Source organism: Neorhizobium sp. 05N33 (assembly GCF_056397445.1).
In genome coordinates this window covers 15341-32384 of sequence record NZ_JBFTNK010000021.1, presented here as the reverse complement: position 1 = coordinate 32384, position 17044 = coordinate 15341, and the positions used below count along the sequence as shown (strand labels likewise).

Below are 17044 nucleotides of genomic sequence, written 5' to 3'. Positions count from 1 at the left end.
CGTTTACTCGATGTCGAACTTGACGCCCTGCGCGAGCGGCAGGGTGCGGCCGTAGTTCAGCGTGTTGGTGGCGCGGCGCATATAGACGCGCCATGCGTCTGAGCCGGATTCGCGGCCGCCGCCGGTTTCCTTCTCACCGCCGAACGCTCCGCCGATTTCGGCGCCCGAAGGGCCGATATTGACGTTGGCGATACCGCAATCCGAGCCGCGGGCAGAAACGAAGGTCTCGGCTTCGCGCATGTCGTTGGTGAAGATCGAGGAGGAAAGGCCCTGCGGCACGTCGTTGTGCAGGTGGAGCGCTTCGTCGAAGCTCGAATACTTCATCACGTAGAGGATCGGCGCAAAGGTCTCGTCCTTGACCGGACCGGTCTGGGACGGCATTTCGACGATCGCCGGCCGGACGTAATAGGCGTCTGCCGCCTCGTCCTGGTGAACACGTTCGCCGCCGGTCACCTTGCCGCCTTCGGTCCTGGCTGCTTCCAGCGCCTTCTGCATCTTGTCGTAAGCAGCCTTGTCGATCAGCGGACCGACGAGATTGCCGTTTTCGAGCGGGCTGCCGATCGTCACCGACTGGTAGGCCTTGGCAAGGCGCGGCACCAGCGTTTCGTAGACGCTGTCATGCACGAAGAGGCGGCGCAGCGAAGTGCAGCGCTGGCCGGCCGTGCCCATGGCGGCGAAGGCGACACCGCGCAGCGTCAGGTCGAGATCGGCGGTCGGGGCGACGATCGCGGCATTGTTGCCACCGAGTTCCAGCAGCGAGCGGGCGAAGCGCGACGCAAGCCGCGGGCCGACGGCCCGGCCCATGGCCGTCGAGCCGGTTGCGGAAACCAGCGGGATCTTGTCATGATCGACGAGGACTTCGCCGATATCGCGGCCGCCGATCAGAACGGTCGAAAGGTTCTTCGGGGCTTTTCCGCCATCTGCGACGAAACGCGCGAGTGCCTTTTCGAAGATTGCCTGGGTGGCGAGCGCGGTCAGCGGTGTCTTTTCGGACGGCTTCCAGACGGTGGAATTGCCGCAGACGATCGCGAGCGCCGCGTTCCAGGACCAGACGGCGACCGGGAAGTTGAAGGCGGAAATGATGCCGATCGCGCCGAGCGGATGCCAGGTTTCCATCATCCGGTGTTCGGAACGTTCGGTGGCAATCGTTAGGCCGTAGAGCTGGCGGGAAAGGCCGACGGCGAAATCGCAGATGTCGATCATTTCCTGCACTTCACCGAGGCCTTCGGAGGTCACCTTGCCGACTTCGATGGAGACCAGCCGGCCGAGTGCGGTCTTGGCCGCGCGCAGTTCCTCGCCGAGCAGGCGCATCAGTTCGCCGCGCTTGGGAGCCGGCACCAGCCGCCATTCGAGGAAGGCTGCATGGGCGGCATCGATCGCCTTTGCGGCGCCTGCGGCGGTTTCTTCCGGCAGTCTGCCGATTTCCAGGCCCGTGATCGGGGAACGGACGGCGAGCGTGCCGCCGGTATAGCTTTCGGCTTTCACGCCGAGATCGCTCAGGATGGCTTTTACCTCAGCAGCGAGATCGAGAGTGGCGAGCGTCATGTCAGTCTCCGGATGTGTAATTTTCATCAATCTACAAATCGGTGGCAGTTTCGCAATCAGAACCGCTCGCCGGCGAAATGGGCAACCTGTGCGCCCGCTTCGTAATAGGCTTCCTTGATGGCGCGGAAGGCCGGTTCCTGCGGGTTAGAAAGCGGCAGGGGCAGGTCGGCCTCGGAGATCTCCCCGAGGATATGTTTTGCAAGCAGCTTGCCGAACGTCGTGCCGGGCGCGATGCCTCGCCCATTATAACCGGAAAAACCGATTGTATTGCGGCCGAATTTGTGGAGGCGTGGCAAAGCGTTGTCGGTCATGCCGATCTTGCCGTACCACTCGGCCTCGAATTCCACCGCGCCGAGCTGCGGGAAGATGCGTTTCAGCGAGCGCCGAGCCCAGCTCTTGTGGATCGCCGTACCTGTTCCGCGCAGGGCGCCGACGGAGCCGAAGACCAGCCGGCCGGCCTGATCCATGCGGAAGGAAGAGAGGATTTCCTTGGTGTCCCAGCAACCCTCACGTCCGGCAAGGATGGAGCGGCGCAGGTTGTCGCTGAGCGGCGTGGTGGCGAGGTTGAAATAGGGCAGGTGCACCTGCTCGCGGCGTACCTGTTCCCACGGACCGGTGCTGTAGGCATCGGTTGCGACGATCACCCAGTCGGCGGTCACCTGACCGGAGGCCGTCTTGACGAACTTTCGGCCCTCGACCTCGCCGGTGCTGGTGACAGCGCTGCCTGTGTAAAGCCTGGCGCCAGCCTTCACCGCCGCATGGGCAAGACCACGCGCATAGGCAAGCGGCTGCAGCGTGCCGGCGCGCATGTCGAGCAACGATCCGGAATAGGCGGTGGAACCGACACGGCGCTCGGTCTCGACCGCGTCGAGCAAGGTCACCGGCGCGCCGCGCTTTTGCCATTGGCGCGCGCGCTCCTCCAGTTCCTTCAGCCCTTCCGGGCCAACGGCGCAATGCAGCGTGCCGTTCTTTTCCAGTTCGCAGGCGATGGCGTGTTTGTCGATCAGCTCACGGACAAGGGCGGGGCCGTTGCCGAGCAGGTCGAGCAGGCGTTCACCGTAAACAGGGCCGAGTTCCTTCGGAAAATCGTCGGGCATTACCCACATGCCGGCATTGATGAGGCCGACATTGCGGCCGGCGCCGCCGAAACCGATCTCGGCCGCCTCGAGCAGCACGACATTGGTCCCCGCTTGCGCAAGATGCAGCGCGGCCGAGAGCCCCGTATATCCGCCGCCGACAATCACCACATCGGCAGATATCGCCTCCTCCAGCCGGGTGGTGAGCGGCGGGGCGGGGGCGGTCTTTTCCCAGAGGCCGTGAGAGCGGGGATCGTTCAGCATGATGATTGTCCGGGAGCGTTGATCGCCAACTCTTTACAGGGAGCCGTTATCGATGAATATCGACATGTTCTCAACAGATCATTCGCTGGAGGAATGACATGCTGCCGCCCCGGCGCTTTTTGCCGTCGTTCTCGCTGCTTTCCGCCTTCGAGGCTGCGGCCCGCACCGGCAGCGTCACCGCGGCGGCAAACGAGCTCGGCCTGACCCAGAGCGCCGTCAGCCGTCAGATTTCGGCGCTGGAAAAACAGCTCGGCGTGGCGCTGTTCTTACGGGAGCGCCAGACGATCCGCCTGACGCTTGCGGGCGACGGTTATGCTCGCGAGGTGCGGGAGGCGCTCAGGCGCATTTCGCATGCCTCGCTCAATCTGAGGGCCAACCCCTCCGGCGGCACGCTGAACCTCGCAATCCTGCCGTTTTTCGGCACACGCTGGCTGACGCCACGGATCGGGCGGTTTCTCGATGCGCATCCGGGCATGGTCGTGAACCTGATCACACGGCTCGAACCGTTCGATTTCCGGTTCGACACGCTGGATGCCGCCATTCATTTTGGTGCGGCTCGCTGGCCGGGCGCGGCGCTTACCTTCCTGATGGATGAGGAAGTGCTGCCCGCATGCAGTCCGGAGTTCAAGGCGCGGCACAATCTTCAAACTCCGGCCGACGTGCTGCAGGCGCCGCTACTGCATCTCAATACCCGGCCGGACGCCTGGGAATTGTGGTTTTCAAAGAACCGCATCACGTTCGATGCCTTGCATGGGATGCTGTTCGACCAGTTCATCACCATGGTCGAGGCGGCAACCGCCGGCCTCGGCGCGGCGCTGCTGCCGCGGTTCCTGATCGGCCGGGAGCTGGAACAGGGCCTGCTGGTGCCCGCCGTGGAGGCCGAGGAGATGGAGACCGGGCAATATCATCTTGCCTATCCGCCCGATCGAGCCACCTACCCGCCGCTTGCCGCCTTCCGGGACTGGATCACCGACGAAATTCATCGCGACGAGAATTGCCAGGATATGCTTGCGAACGGCGGCGGCATCGGCCAATAGTCGGACATGTCCATCATGATCGCGAAGGCGATCCGACCGACGGGAAGACGTCCATGAAACCTATTTTCGTCCAGCTCCGCTGCAAGCCCGGCAAGACTTACGAGGTTGCCGACGCCATCTACAAGACCGAACTCGCCTCCGAGCTTTATTCGACCAGTGGCGAATGGGACCTGCTACTGAAGGTTTATATCAAGGACAATGACGAGATCGGCCGCTTCGTCAACGAGAAGATCGCGTCCATTCCCGGCATCGAACGTTCGCTGACGACGATGACCTTCACTGCGTTTTGAGCGCAATAAAAAAGCCGCCACAGGGGCGGCTTTTTGGATTGGATTTAAAAATCTCAGGCATGCGCCGCCGAGGCGCTGTTGCGCGAGCGAACCAGCTCACGGATTGCAAGACGCACTTCGTCGGCAGAGCCGAAACGCTGCTCGTCCAGATCGATGACATGGAATTTCACGGCGATGAATTTCAGCCGATCCGCATCAGGAATGACAATACCGACGGGCTCGCCGCCGAACTCGATTACTTGCTTCTGCATGGCAGACTCCCGCTTTGGCTGCTTGCGACGCAGCTCTGGCGAATGAAAATTTTCAGGAACGATTGAACTGAAGCGTTACATTCGACAGCACGGAAGGGAGCGGCGATCCGTGCCATTCATTTTGAACGCGGCCTCACCAAAGGTGGCGACGCGGACGAATTTAAACATGTCACTCTCCCTTCATGGCGTTGCGCGAAAGTCGGCGAGACTCAGCAGGCCGAACGAAAATCATCTGTAGGCGAGTCCCACAAAATGATCAACGGAAATCAATCTACCTAGAATTTTTTTCCGACTGATGACAGGAAGAAGGCCGAATTGTGAAATTTCATTCGCGATTCTTAGCCATTGCCTGTCAGCCCTGAGATAGGTGGCTTTTCCATCCAAGCAAGGATCGACGGTGGAAAATTTCGGCAAAAGCCGGATCGGCCAGCTCAAATTTCCGAGAGCAGGGTTTCGATCCGATCCACCAACCCGTCTGCGCTTTCGCGGCTGAGGCATAACGGCGGACGCAGGACAATGCGCTTCGCCATGCTATCGTCGACGATAAACCCGGGTCGTAGCCGTTCGCCAAGGTTCGCCGCCTCGTCCGACAGATCGACCACAAGCAGCAAGCCGCTGCCGGCCACGGCACGGATCGCCGGAAAGCGTTCGGCAAGGCTTTCGAGCCGCGTCTTCAGATGGCCGCCGATCTCGCGGGTGTTTTCCCGCAATTGTTCTTCCCTGATGACATCGAGCGTCGCTGCGGCCGCTGCGGCTTCGACCGGAGAGATCGCCGGCGGACGTTCGTCGGTGGCAAGGCTTGCCGCGATTTCGGGCCGCGTCAGCAGAAGCGCCGGCGCCCCTCCGTGCGGCCCGTCGGTGATCAGAAGGTCCGGCGCCAAGCCCCGGTGCGAGAAACCCCAGGTGTGGTGGCCAAGGCGGCCGTAGCCGGTTGCGGTTTCGTCGATGACCAGCAGGCCGGCCTTCTCTCGAAGTTCGGCCAGCGGCTCGTCGAGGTGCAAGGCCTCGTCGTAGCCGTTCGCGAGCACGGCTGCCACGTCCTTGAGATCGTGGATCATGTCGGCTGCGGTGCCGATGGCGGAGACAGTGAAAAGGTCCGGGTCGCGGCGATCCACCCGGAAGCCCGGCAGGCCGATGATCCGGGCCCGGTTCGTGTGGGCGCGGACGAGCCGGAAGGCAAGATCCAGAGCGTCGCCACGGCTGGCCGCAAACGCGACATGGTTCAAACCTTCAGGCGCAAGCTCGGCCAGTTGCGCTCGCAACACCTCCTCCGGCTCGGATGGATGGCTCGTGGCGCGGTTGAGCAGGATGGTCTGGCGGTAAGTCGCGGCGGCGAGGCGCGGATGTCCATGGCCGATCAGCGGCGCCTGACCGCCGAGATCGAGCGCGGTGCGGCCCGCTGCGTCGAAGAGATATTCCTTCCAGCCGCGGACCGGCTGATCGAAATGTTTCGGAGCCGGGGCATTCGCATCGATGCCGAGCAATGCAGCCGGGGAAGGACATAACCTCGACCACCTGCCGACCCCGGTCGGCGTGCAGAAAAGCGGCGGCACGAGATCCGGATCGAGGCAGAGCCTGAGCCGCAGGCCGCCGACAGAGTTATCCGCTCCGGCGATCACGCCGATCGGCTCGCCTGCGGCGAGCTCCGTCTCTTCGGCAAGCGTACATTCGAGGCCTTCGACATGCAGGGTCAGGTCGCGTCCGACAAGGACAAGGCGGGGGCCGGCGCTTTTCAGCGTCCCGGCAAAAGGCGCCACTGCCGTTATCCGGGCGGGGATACAGGCATCGATATGGAGCGCGAAACTTTCCGGCTCCTGCTGCGCGTCGGTGCTGCCTTTCGAAAGTCGGTATTCGCCGTAACGGGTGCTGGCGCGGCCGGTCTCCCGGGAGATGTGGGCAAGCAGCTTCCAGTCGTTGTCGGTGTCCGTCCAGTTTCCGCCGTAGAGAAGCGGACTGGTGACGCTCAAGTCCACCAGCCGGAAAGTTTCCGGGTCGATATCGGGCAGGAGCCGGCCGATTTCCGGCAACGGCTTCGTCATTCCCGTGGCATCGAGGATGGCTGCAAAGACCTGTGCCGGGGAAACGGCGGTTGCGCCGTTCAGCACCGCACGGCGTTTCTCGGTCTCCTCCTTTGCCTGTGGATCATCGGGCGACAAGGCCTGCCGGCTCTCGGCTTCGGCGGCGAGAATGCCGGTGCGGGCGACGACCAGCGGCCACAGGGCTTCGAGCTCGGCCAGGGTGAAAGGATAGATCTCGTGGTAGGCGCGGATCGCCGGCAGCAGGGCGAACGGATCTCCATCGCGATCCGCGAGCAGGTAGGCGCAGGTATTGGCAAAACCGGCGACGAGCCAGCCGTTGGAAATGCCTGAGAAATCCGTCACGCCGGTTGGCATCCATGTGCCATCCGTATCTTCGCCGATGACGGTTCCGGCATTCAGGTTCTGATGTGCCGCCGCGACCCTGAGGCCCGGGCCGAGCGGCTGGATGCGCCGAAGCGCCGTCACCATCGCCTTGGCGATCACGTCGCGGATTTCCTGGTCGGCGACGGTGGACAGAAGCGAGACCGTCTGGGGGCCGGCCTTGCGCAGGTCGCCTTCCGGCTCGCGCTCGAGGACCGGATGTTCGAAATCCTGGAGGCTTTTCGCAAGTTCGGCCGAGATCGATCCGAAGGCGGCGACGGATCGATCCGACAGTCGTTCACCGGTCGGCGGCGGCGCACCTTCCAGGAATGTCAGGAGGCGGACACGCCGGTCTTCGCCGCCGAGCGGCAGGACAAGCATGTCGCCGCCGTCCTTGGTCATCACCGGTTCGGGAACCCGCGGTCCGTCGGGACTGCGCAGGATATGGCGCATCAAGGCGTGTTCCGCCTCGATCTCCTCGATGGGATCGTTGGCGGGCGATATTTTGAGCAGATAGCGCAAGTGGCCGTTGTCGATCAGGAAGTAGGGGTTCTGCCGTCCCTCGATCGGGAAGATCTGCCCGGAAAGCCCGTAGTGGTCGCGTAGAACGCCCTCGATCACGTCGATCGAAAGGTCGTTTGCAGGAGGCTCGATGAGTTCTGGCAGGACGTCGGACATGAACCTCTCCGGAAGGGCGCTTCCGAAGAGGATAGAGCGTTAAAGGCCTGCGTCCATAGGCCTTTTCACCGACGTTGGCTGGGTCTTAGCCCATACGCTCCGAAGCGTAGGAACCGGGGCTCGGCGGGAAGACGACGGTACGATTGCCGTTGATGAAGGTACGGTGATGAATATGGGCGTGGATGGCGCGCGCCAGGACCTGGCTTTCGACGTCACGACCGAGCGAAACATAGTCGTCGGCCGATTGCGCATGGGTGATGCGCACCGTGTCCTGCTCGAGGATCGGGCCTTCGTCGAGATCGGCGGTGACGTAATGCGCCGTCGCGCCGATCAGTTTTACGCCGCGGGTATAGGCCTGCTTGTAGGGATTGGCACCCTTGAAGCTCGGCAGGAAGGAGTGGTGGATATTGATGATCTTGCCGGACATCTTCCTGCAGAGACTGTCGGACAGAACCTGCATGTAGCGGGCCAGCACGATGAGTTCCGTGCCGCTCTGCTCAACCAGATCGAGAAGCTGGGCTTCGGCCTGCGGTTTGTTTTCCTTCGTCACCTTGATGTGGTGGAAGGGGATGTCGTTGTTGACGACCTGTTTCTGGTAGTCGAAATGGTTGGAGACGACGCCGACGATATCGATCGGAAGCGCGCCGATCTTCCAGCGGTAGAGGAGGTCGTTCAGGCAGTGGCCGAAACGGGAGACCATCAGGAGAACCTTCATCCGCTCATCGGTATCGAAGATCTCCCATTCCATCTCGAACCGGCCGGCGATCGGCTTGAAGCCTTCGAGCAGCGCCGGACGCTCGGCGCCTTCTTCGGAGAGAAAGCTGACGCGCATGAAGAACTTGCCCGTGTCGAGGTCATCGAACTGCGATGAGTCGATGATGTTGCAACCCTTTTCCGCCAGAAAGCCGGAAATCGCCGCGACAATGCCGCGCGTTGTCTTGCAGGATACGGTCAGGACGTAGTTGTTCATGCAAATTCTCCCTCCTCTGCCATCGGTCGGCCGTTCCGTGTATACATAAAATTGGCGCCGGGCAATATCCAGCCCCTAGGGGACAGGAAAATGCCCAACGAGGCCCGAGCTTGGTCCTAAAATGTGTACAGCCAGCCTCGTTTGAATGTCCAGGCAAGCTTCTTACCTCCCGACCTTAAAGCCAGCCACCCAAAATTCCGTTCCCTTTGCGCCGTCGGCGCGCGCATCACCGCCGCGGAAGCCGCTTCGAGCAACGATTCGCATTTACTTGACGTTATGGTGGCGGGTTGCGGTTTCGCACTGGAGGAAGACTGGAAGCAGAGGTCCTGAAAAGTCTGGCAAAATCGGTGACAGGCCGCAAATGCAGGTTCTCCCTCGCCTCTTTTCGGAACAGTTCCGCCTGCGATCGGTAAAATCGCCGCTGATAGTTTAAGTCTTTATCAGCAAGGCCGGGCGTATTGCTGTTATAGTGATGGAAAAATCGCCGGCATGGCTATGATGAACGCCCGAAATGAATCCTCGTCCGCCGGGGAAATATCGCCGCTGCTGCCACGCTCGGCTTCCGAACCGTTGACCTTCAACGGCACGGTCGGGCTTTTCACGCCGCCGTCGAACGGTACCCAGCCGTCGAGCACTGCCGTGCTGTTCGCCAGTCCCTGGGGGCTGGAGGAAATGTGCACGCGCAAATTCTGGCGCATCATTTCCGAAAAGCTCGCCGATCGCGGTATTGCCAGCCTGCGGTTCGATTATCCCGGCACCGGGGACGCGCTTGACGATATCGATTTCGAAGACGGGCTTTCCGTCTGGTCCGACAGTCTCGTTTCCGCTGCCGCGCATCTCAAGGAGCTTTCCGGCTGCGAGCGCATCGCCGTTATCTCGCAGGGGCTGGGGGCGCTCGTCGCCACCAGGGCCGCCGACGAGATCGAGGCGCTCGATGCCGTCGTTTATATGGCGCCGGTGGTTTCCGGCCGCCTGCATATCCGCGAGCTCGCGGTCTGGTCCAGGGTGGTCGACGAAAATCTGGGCCTTACCGAAGAACAGCATAGTGAAACCGGCGTCTCTATCGCGTCGCTCACCATGCCCGGTGAGATCGCCGACGAGGTTCGCAACGTCAATCTGTTAAAGGTCGACCGGCCGCCTGCGCCACGCGTGCTGGTCATCGGCCGGGCCGATCGGCCCTCCGACAAGGAGTTTGCCGTTCGGCTGCGAGCGCTTGGCGCCGATGTCGATGAACAGCCTTTCGAAGGTTACGACAAGCTCGTTTCAAACCCGGTGATCGTCAAGTTGCCGCTGACGGTCGCCGATAATCTGACGAACTGGATCGCCGCATTACCGTCCGGACCGGCTGCTTCCGCACCATCGCGCTCGCCGGTGCCGGCGGCCCCTCTCGCTGGCGACGGCTTTGCCGAAACGCCGGCACGCTTCGGTCTCAACAGCCATCTTTTCGGAGTTCTCTGCGAGCCGTTGCACGATCGCGCGGGGGCGACGGTGCTTTTCCTGACATCGGCCTATGACCGACATGCCGGGTGGGGCCGTTCAACGGTGGGGCTGGCTCGCGCGCTTGCGCGTTCCGGCATTCCGTCGTTGCGTTTCGACACGGCCAATGTCGGTGACAGTCCGCCGGTGCCTGGCCGGCTGGACCAGGTTCTCTATCATTCGGACCAGAATGCCGACGTCTCGGAAGCGATCGATTTCCTCGCTGCCTGCAACATGACACCGGTCGTCGCCGCCGGCCGCTGCAGCGGCGCCTTTCTCGGCTTCCAGGCATCACTCGTCGAACCGCGCATCGTTGGCAATGTCTCGGTCAATCCGGCGGTCCTCCGCTGGCGCCCCGGCCGGTCCGTCGAGGACATGATCGTCAATGGCGCGCGCAGTCTTCGCGACTACCGCAAGCGGGCCTTGCGGGCCGATACGTTCAAACGCATCCTGAGGGGCGAGGTCGATACCGTCGCCGCCGTCCGCAATATCGCCAAAAGTCTCGGCAACCGGGCCATGGGCAAGGTCTTCCATGCTTTCCGCGGGTTCCTGCCGGAGGGACGGGCGATCTACGGTGCCTTCCGCACCCTCCACCAGCGCGGCATGCCCGTGTCGCTGATTTACAGCGAGAACGATCTCGGTCTCGAACAGTACGATTTCTATTTCGGCCATGACGGATCGGGCCTGGCTCGCTTTCCAAACGTATCGCCGAAAATCATCCCGGATGCCGATCACAACCTGACGCCCGAGCATGCCCGCAAGGTCTATCTCGAGGCATTGAGGGAAATGGCTTTCCGTTTTCCTCTGGAAGAAGGCGTCTATTCAAAAGCGGACGGATCGGTCGCCGCCGAGTGATCGGATCGTGCCAGCGGGTCGTTCGGCGGTTTTGGAAAGCGCTGCAAGGCGGATACGCCTGATTGCGCCCGGCGCCAGATGGAATCCATTGTCCGACGCGCAGTAATTGTCGCATTCGATGTTGACCGTCTGCGCGAAGATGTCGGCCGAAATCTCCAGCCAGAATTCTCCCTCATCCTCGGTGACCGAGACCGTGATCTCGGCATCATGAAAAGCACTGGCACGCCCGAGCGGAAAATGGAAAGCTTCCGAGAGGATTTCGCCGGTTTCCGCATGCCTGAGACGTGCCACCGTCACATCGTGGGAAGGTGGGCCGAAACGATAGGCATAGTTCGCGTCGAAAAAGGCGCCGAACAGGTCGGTCGAAGCAACGCTCGCGCTGCTTCCGGCTTTAAGCGTCAGATCTCGGCGGCCCGATACGACCGGCATCCTGCCCTCCCGCAGGCAAGCGATCTCCAGAACCGTCGGCAGATCGTTCGGCGTTTCGTTGATAAGATGAACATCCAGCCCATTGGTGCCTTCGTCGGCAAACACGACCTGGATCGGCTGGAAGGCGCGCTTCAGCGCAAACCAGGCCGGTTTCGGCCTGCCGTGGACGTCAACGACGCCCCAACCTGGGCCGCTCATGACATCCTGGAAGGTGAAGGCGAGCGCACCGTTGCAGGTCGAGCCCGGCCGCCGCCATTCGGCGAAAGCCGCCTCCATCACTTCGCCGGTCACGGCACGGGAAAGAGCGAGGTACCGTTCGGGCTGCTGCGCTCTCAGTGCCACGGGATCGACACCGTAGAGCGTGCCCAGATAATGGTCGCGCACGTCTTCGAAATCCCAGTCAGCTCCGGTGTCGCGCGGGATGCCGGCCTTGCCGCCGGCGAGGGTTTCCGACGCGGAGAGGTTGGAGAAAGCCAGGCACTCGGCTGCGAAACGGACGTTTGCCCGTCGTGCATCTTCGAGCGGCCGTTTGTAGGCCCCGACACCGTAATAATGGGCGACACCCGCATTCGGATAAAAAGGCAATGCGCCGCCTGAAGGGGAATTGGCCACATAGGGGAGATCCGGCCGGCACTCGCTGGCGAAAGTGCCAAGGATCTCTTCGCAGAGTGGACCTTTCCAGATGCGTTCCGGCAGGCCGAGCATCGCGCCCTGCTGATAGACCTCGCTGCCGCCGCAAAGGACCGCAAGCGACGGCGAGGCTTGTGTCGCTGTCAGGAACTGCTCGACCTCGGTTTTCACGTGAATCATGAAGTCCGGATCGCCGGCGGGATAGTCGAAATTGGCGAACATCAGGTCCTGCCAGACCAGCAGGCCGAGTTCGTCGCACAGCGCGAAGAATTCCGGGCTTTCATAGGTCGCGATGCCCGGAATGCGGATCATGTTCATGCCCGCTTCTTTGGCGAGCCTCAGCCAGGGTTCGTAGCTCGCGCGGTCGCCGGGTAGCTTTGCGATGTCGGCGGAAGTCCAGACGGCACCGCGGCAGAACATTTTCCGACCGTTGACGACAACGGCGAAGTCATTGCCATCGGTGCCGCGATCGACCGTCAGGCTCCGAAAGCCGGTGCGGACGATCGGGAACTCCTTGTCCTCGATCTTGAGTGTCACGTCATGCAGTGCCGGCTCGCCATGGGTATGCGGCCACCAGGGTTTTATCTCCGGCAGACAAAGCTCGGCTGAATATCGTCTGCCGTCGTTCGCGAAGCGCGCCTCGGTGCCGTTGCAGACAAGCCGGAAATCCCGGGGCGGTCCGTCGAAAGCAAAGCCGACATTCAGAATGCCTGTTCCGCTTCCATCGAGCGTCGCCGAAACCGCAAACTCCCTCTTCTCTCCCGCGGGGAGAAGGTGGCCTGTGGGACCGGATGAGGGGGGCGAAGCGAAGCGATTGTCGTCGACACGCATCACCGAAACCGGCCGCCAGGGTCCCACCGCATGAATTTCGGGGCTCCAACCGGGCATGAAGCCCAGCGCGGTGGTGCGGATCAGCCGAAGCCCCTGCTGGTTCATCAGCCGCGGTCGCCAGCGGGCGCGAGGCCCGGTCCTGCCCAGATGCGGTCTCAAGGCCCGAAAGCAGATCGTCAGTGTTTCCGTGCCGGTCAACTCGACCGCAACGTCGTGGCTTTCGAACATGCTGGCCGAGGACAGGATCAGCGTCTCGTCGAGAAACACCTCGGCCACCGTCGCGAGCCCCGCAAACCGCAGGATTGCCGGTCCCGGCGTTTCGCCGGCAAGCGAGCGGCGATACCAGGCATCCCTGTCGATCAGCGGCTCGGGATTGTTGCGGTCGAAGCGGCCTGCGGCTTCCAGGGCGGCGGCGACCGTGCCCGGCACCATGGCCGGCAGGTATTCCAGATCCGAAGGAAGGTCGGCCGGCAGGGTGTAGGCGCCTGGCTCCGTCAACGTCAAAGACCAGCCTTCGGCAAGAAGGCTGGTCTTTGACCCGATCGCGATAGGAAGGCTCACGCGGCCTCGCGGGTCTGGGTCAGTGTCGAGGCCAGGTCGCGCATCAGCAGGTCCCAGGCATCAGCGGCCGGATCGAGCGCCGTTGCGAGCGGCTCGAACTTCTTGCGGGTGAGGGCGCGGGCAAGCTGGAACTGGGTGGATTTTGCCACTTCCGAAATCTTCAGCGCCTGCTGTTCCGACTGAGCGAACGCGTTGGGGTTCAGCCATGCGAGATGGCTCGCCAGCAGCTCGAAATTGGCGCCGAGCTGGCGGAGCGTGTTGAACGCATATTTGTGGAAGAAGCCAAAATCCCTGTCGGCAATCCGCTCGACCTGCTCTGGAAAAACCCTCGCAAAGGCCCGGATCGGATTGTCCTCCGGCCGCCGGGCAAAATGATGCCTGAGCAGTTTCCATGCGGTCTCGCGAATTTCCCTCGCTTCCGGATAGGCCGCCGGAAACTTGGCGAATTCCGTATAAGGCAGGAAGGGCAGCGCGTCCGGGGCCGCGTTCAACTGGAACAGGCCATCGAAATCTTCGCCGGAAAGGGTGAAGAAGCCGCCATTGTGGAAATAGTCGAGCCCGCGGCTTTCGAGGTCGAGCCGGTTGATGGCCACAGTCGTCTTGCCGTGCTCCTGGCGATAGGCGACGCCGCGCGTATCGGGCAGATAAAAGCTGTCGAGTTCGACCAGCGTCAGCCGGCCGCGGCGGATCTGCTCCGCGACATGCCGTTCCGGCCGGTCGAAGATCGCCAGTTCGGTCACGCGAATGCCGAACAGGGTTTCGAGATCCTCCAGCGGCACCTTGAAGAAGGTGAACTGGTCGCCTTCGAAATCCTGGGTCAGGGTGAAACCAAGCATCGCTTCCGGCGGCAGGCCCTGCGCCGAAAGCACTTCGATCCACAGATCGACGTAACAGTTCGTCTCCGGCCACATACGCTCGGCTGAATGCAGCGCATGCGTCGTGTAGTTGCCCGGATCGAGCGCGGGAAACACCGCCGTCATGGGATCAGCCCCAGAGCGTGGCACGGACGTGTTCCGGCCACTCCTTCACGTCCAGACCGTGGGTGTGGAAAAGCGCAAGCGCAATTCGTTCCAGGCCGAAACCGACGCAGGCCGTATGCGCGACGCTGCCGTCTTCCAGGTTGAGGCCCCATTTCAGGCCGAAACTGTCCTGGTGATAGTTGAAGCTCATGCAGGCGGTCGGCTGGGCAACGGAGGCGATCGGGATCAGCAGTTCGAACTTCAGGTTCTGGTCGCGCTGGTTGTTGACCAGCATCTTCCCGGCGCGGCCGAAGAAAGGATCGTTGGCGATGTCGATGGTGACGTCGAGGCCGACGGACTTCATCATCTCGACGCCCCGGTCCATCCACAGCTGGCGGAAATCAGTCACGTGTTGTTCGGTCCCCATGCAGACATATTCGCGCATGCGGAAAAGCTGCTGGCGGGCCGGATCCTTGGAGGGCTCGTGGCGGAAGCAGTAGCTCTGCAGGTCGAAAAGACCGCCGCCGGCGGGCAGGTTGCCGCGGCGCGCGACGGTTGGGTAGAGCGGATAGCAGGCCGCCGGCGTCAGCACGATGTCGGTCGCTTCCTGGCCTTTGGTCCAGTCCTCCTCGCCGACTTCCATGCATTTCAGCAGGCTCATGTGGTCGAGTTCGTTGCCGCAGAACGAGTGAACCGTGCCGGCGAGCTGCGGAAAGCTCTTCATATAGCCGCTGGTCTCGAAGAAGGCGCGGTTCATGCCCGGCGGGAAGCGCATCGCCTCCGCGCCGTCGGCACCGCCGACCTTGTCGATCAGCCGCTCGAAGGCGGCAATGACGTCTTCGAACTGGCCGCTGCGGCCATACAGTCCGTCGACGCCGGTCTCGATCAGCAGGCCAGCGTCGAACAGGCGGTCGAGAAAGGAAACTTGCAGATCCATGGATTCACCTCATTCTTTAAACGATTACATCTGAAGTGATGGGGCGTCAGCCGAGCAGGCTGGTGTCCGGTTTTTGAACGAGCAGCATGGTTGACGTATTGCCGAGAATGCGGTCGTTGGAAATCATCAGCTGGGCGGAATGCGCGTCGCGAAGATGCCGTCCGAGACTATAGGGCGTACCGTTCTTGTAGCCCATGATGCCGCAGATGATCATCGCCTGGTTGATGATGGTCAGGATCGTCTCGGAAGAGGCGAGCTTGATATTGTTCATGGCGATCGAAAAGGCCATGGACGACAGTTTGTCGGGATCGTGTTTCGCATCCGCGTAGGTCTTGAGGCCCGACAGGATATTGCCCTTGAGGAGCTGCAGCAGGTTCGACGCTTCGGCGAGCCTCAGCGCGCCGGGCGGCTGGGTGCCGCCCGCCTTGCGGGCCGCGGCGCGCACGAAAGCCTGGGCGCGCAGGACCGCGTCGGCGGCAATGCCGTACCAGACAGCACTCCAGAGGAGATGCGAGGTGGCGAGCATCGACTGTGCCGCGATTTCGGCGAACGGTTTCGAGAAAATCTGGACCGAAGGCGCTTCGCCATTGAAGAGGAAGCCGTCGGAGCAGGTGCCGCGCATGCCGAGCGTATCCCAGTCGACGGTCTTCTGCAGGGTATATTGGCCCTGTTTGAAGACGGTCATGACCTGGTCGGTCGGGGCGGCCTTCTCGTTCGAGCGCGAGGTGATCATGATGACATCGGCGTGGGCGCCATAGGAAATCACCGTCGCGTCCTTGGTCAGCCGGCAGGTGTCGCCGTCGACCTCGATGGCGCAGATCGAGTTGCGCATATTGCCGCCGATGCCGGCCTCGGTCGTCGCGGAGGCGACGAGAAGCTGGCGGTCGGCGAGCTCGCGCATGAAATCCATGTGCCAGGCGCTGTCGGCCCCGTGCACCACGAGGCTCGAAACCTTGATCTGGTGCATGGCGAAAACCATGGCGCTCGAGGCGCAGGACTGTCCCAGGATGGCGCAGACCTCGGCAATCTCGGTGATGGAAGCACCCTCGCCGCCGAACGCGACCGGGATCTGGATGCCGATCAGGCGTTCGGCCTTCATTGCATCGACCGCCTCGCGGGGGAAGCGGCCGTCATGGTCGACGCGTTCGGCGAATTCAGCCGCCACGGCCGCCACGCGGTGAGCGCGGGCGCTGAGGCTCATGTCGGCGGCAAAGACGGGAAGGTTCATCTCAGGCGGCCTCGGAGGCTTTCAAGATGTGGGAAACCGTCTGCTCGATCGCCGCGATGCTGGCGAAGGACTTGCGGTTCAAAAGGCTATCCGGGAATTCGATGTCGAAGGCCTCTTCCAGGCCCAACATCAGCTGCACCGATGCGAAGGAGGAAAGCCCGGCTGCATAAAGATCGGCAGCGTCTTCCAGCTCCGTCACGGCGACCGGAAGGCCGCCCACCCGTGTCAGCAATCCGCGAATGGTCTCGTTCATCTCGACATCTCCCGATCGTTCGAATTCTGCGCTCATCGCTAGGGACGTTATCGCGCAAGATAGCATAAGATTCCGGTAATAAACGTCATCAATTTGGAGCTGCGGGATTCGCTAAAACTCGACCTATCGACGCAGGCAGGGACCGGCTTGACATGCGCGACCGGCAGGTTTCTGATGGCCGCATTCACCAGGGGGGTCCCGCCAAGGGGCTGAGATACTGCTGGTCGGGCCGGTTTGGCCGCCCGAGGCGCAGTGACCCGTTGAACCTGATCCAGTTCATACTGGCGTAGGGACGGTGCGGGCGCTGCGGCAGCGAGGGCGGGAAACCGTCCTTCGGATTCCAACGTGTTCTTCCATCATTCCAACTCTGGAACT

At 62.3% G+C, this 17044-nt stretch carries 13 protein-coding genes and 1 riboswitch; of the genes, 3 read left to right on the top strand and 10 right to left on the bottom strand.

The features are described from left to right. Positions 1–3 precede the first annotated feature (3 nt). Complete coding sequence (amaB, locus tag AC1DLT_RS28615; protein WP_477488985.1) at positions 4–1545, bottom strand: L-piperidine-6-carboxylate dehydrogenase; 1542 nt, start codon at positions 1543–1545, stop codon at positions 4–6. Between the two features lie 56 nt (positions 1546–1601). Further along, entirely contained in the window at positions 1602–2885 is a 1284-nt protein-coding gene (locus AC1DLT_RS28610) for an NAD(P)/FAD-dependent oxidoreductase (RefSeq protein WP_477488984.1), read from the bottom strand. A gap of 98 nt (positions 2886–2983) precedes the next feature. Here AC1DLT_RS28610 and AC1DLT_RS28605 point away from each other — a divergent pair, with 98 nt between their 5' ends. Both AC1DLT_RS28605 and AC1DLT_RS28600 read left to right on the top strand, forming a co-directional pair. Next, a complete protein-coding gene (locus AC1DLT_RS28605) occupies positions 2984–3922 on the top strand; it encodes a LysR family transcriptional regulator (RefSeq protein ID WP_477488983.1) in 939 nt (312 codons plus the stop codon). Between the two features lie 53 nt (positions 3923–3975). Further along, positions 3976–4212 (top strand): Lrp/AsnC ligand binding domain-containing protein, encoded by a 237-nt coding sequence (locus AC1DLT_RS28600; RefSeq protein ID WP_038547100.1) that lies wholly within the window; start codon positions 3976–3978, stop codon positions 4210–4212. A 53-nt stretch (positions 4213–4265) separates the two neighbouring features. On the opposite strand, the gene AC1DLT_RS28595 is transcribed toward AC1DLT_RS28600, so the two are convergent. From AC1DLT_RS28595 to purU, 3 genes are all read right to left on the bottom strand, one after another. Beyond that, a complete protein-coding gene (locus tag AC1DLT_RS28595) occupies positions 4266–4463 on the bottom strand; it encodes a hypothetical protein (RefSeq protein ID WP_038591355.1) in 198 nt (65 codons plus the stop codon). 431 nt (positions 4464–4894) lie between these two features. Beyond that, positions 4895–7540 carry an aminotransferase class III-fold pyridoxal phosphate-dependent enzyme gene (locus tag AC1DLT_RS28590; RefSeq protein ID WP_477488982.1) on the bottom strand — a complete coding sequence of 882 codons (2646 nt, stop codon included), beginning with the start codon at positions 7538–7540 and terminating at the stop codon, positions 4895–4897. An 85-nt stretch (positions 7541–7625) separates the two neighbouring features. After that, positions 7626–8510 carry a formyltetrahydrofolate deformylase gene (gene purU, locus AC1DLT_RS28585; RefSeq protein WP_038547091.1) on the bottom strand — a complete coding sequence of 295 codons (885 nt, stop codon included), beginning with the start codon at positions 8508–8510 and terminating at the stop codon, positions 7626–7628. 489 nt (positions 8511–8999) lie between these two features. Between purU and AC1DLT_RS28580 the strand changes: the two genes are divergently transcribed. Further along, complete coding sequence (locus tag AC1DLT_RS28580) at positions 9000–10841, top strand: alpha/beta hydrolase (protein ID WP_477488981.1); 1842 nt, start codon at positions 9000–9002, stop codon at positions 10839–10841. Here AC1DLT_RS28580 and AC1DLT_RS28575 read toward each other — a convergent pair. The 5 genes from AC1DLT_RS28575 to AC1DLT_RS28555 are packed head-to-tail and all read right to left on the bottom strand — an operon-like array spanning position 10809 to position 16669. Further along, positions 10809–13292 (bottom strand): beta-mannosidase, encoded by a 2484-nt coding sequence (locus AC1DLT_RS28575; protein ID WP_477488980.1) that lies wholly within the window; start codon positions 13290–13292, stop codon positions 10809–10811. The genes AC1DLT_RS28580 and AC1DLT_RS28575 overlap by 33 nt on opposite strands. Then, positions 13289–14272, bottom strand: a complete 984-nt coding sequence (locus AC1DLT_RS28570; RefSeq protein WP_247038857.1) for a DUF1839 family protein — start codon at positions 14270–14272, stop codon at positions 13289–13291. The genes AC1DLT_RS28575 and AC1DLT_RS28570 overlap by 4 nt, the downstream gene beginning before the upstream one ends. A 4-nt stretch (positions 14273–14276) precedes the next feature. Then, positions 14277–15188, bottom strand: coding sequence for an amino acid--[acyl-carrier-protein] ligase (locus AC1DLT_RS28565; protein ID WP_247038855.1), 912 nt, complete (start codon positions 15186–15188; stop codon positions 14277–14279). Positions 15189–15234: 46 nt separating this feature from the next. Beyond that, positions 15235–16416: an acyl-CoA dehydrogenase family protein gene (locus AC1DLT_RS28560; protein WP_477488979.1), complete on the bottom strand. Its 1182-nt coding sequence runs from the start codon at positions 16414–16416 to the stop codon at positions 15235–15237. A gap of 1 nt (position 16417) precedes the next feature. Then, positions 16418–16669 (bottom strand): acyl carrier protein, encoded by a 252-nt coding sequence (locus tag AC1DLT_RS28555; RefSeq protein WP_038549844.1) that lies wholly within the window; start codon positions 16667–16669, stop codon positions 16418–16420. Between the two features lie 179 nt (positions 16670–16848). After that, positions 16849–16980: riboswitch (TPP riboswitch) on the top strand. Positions 16981–17044: the final 64 nt, after the last annotated feature.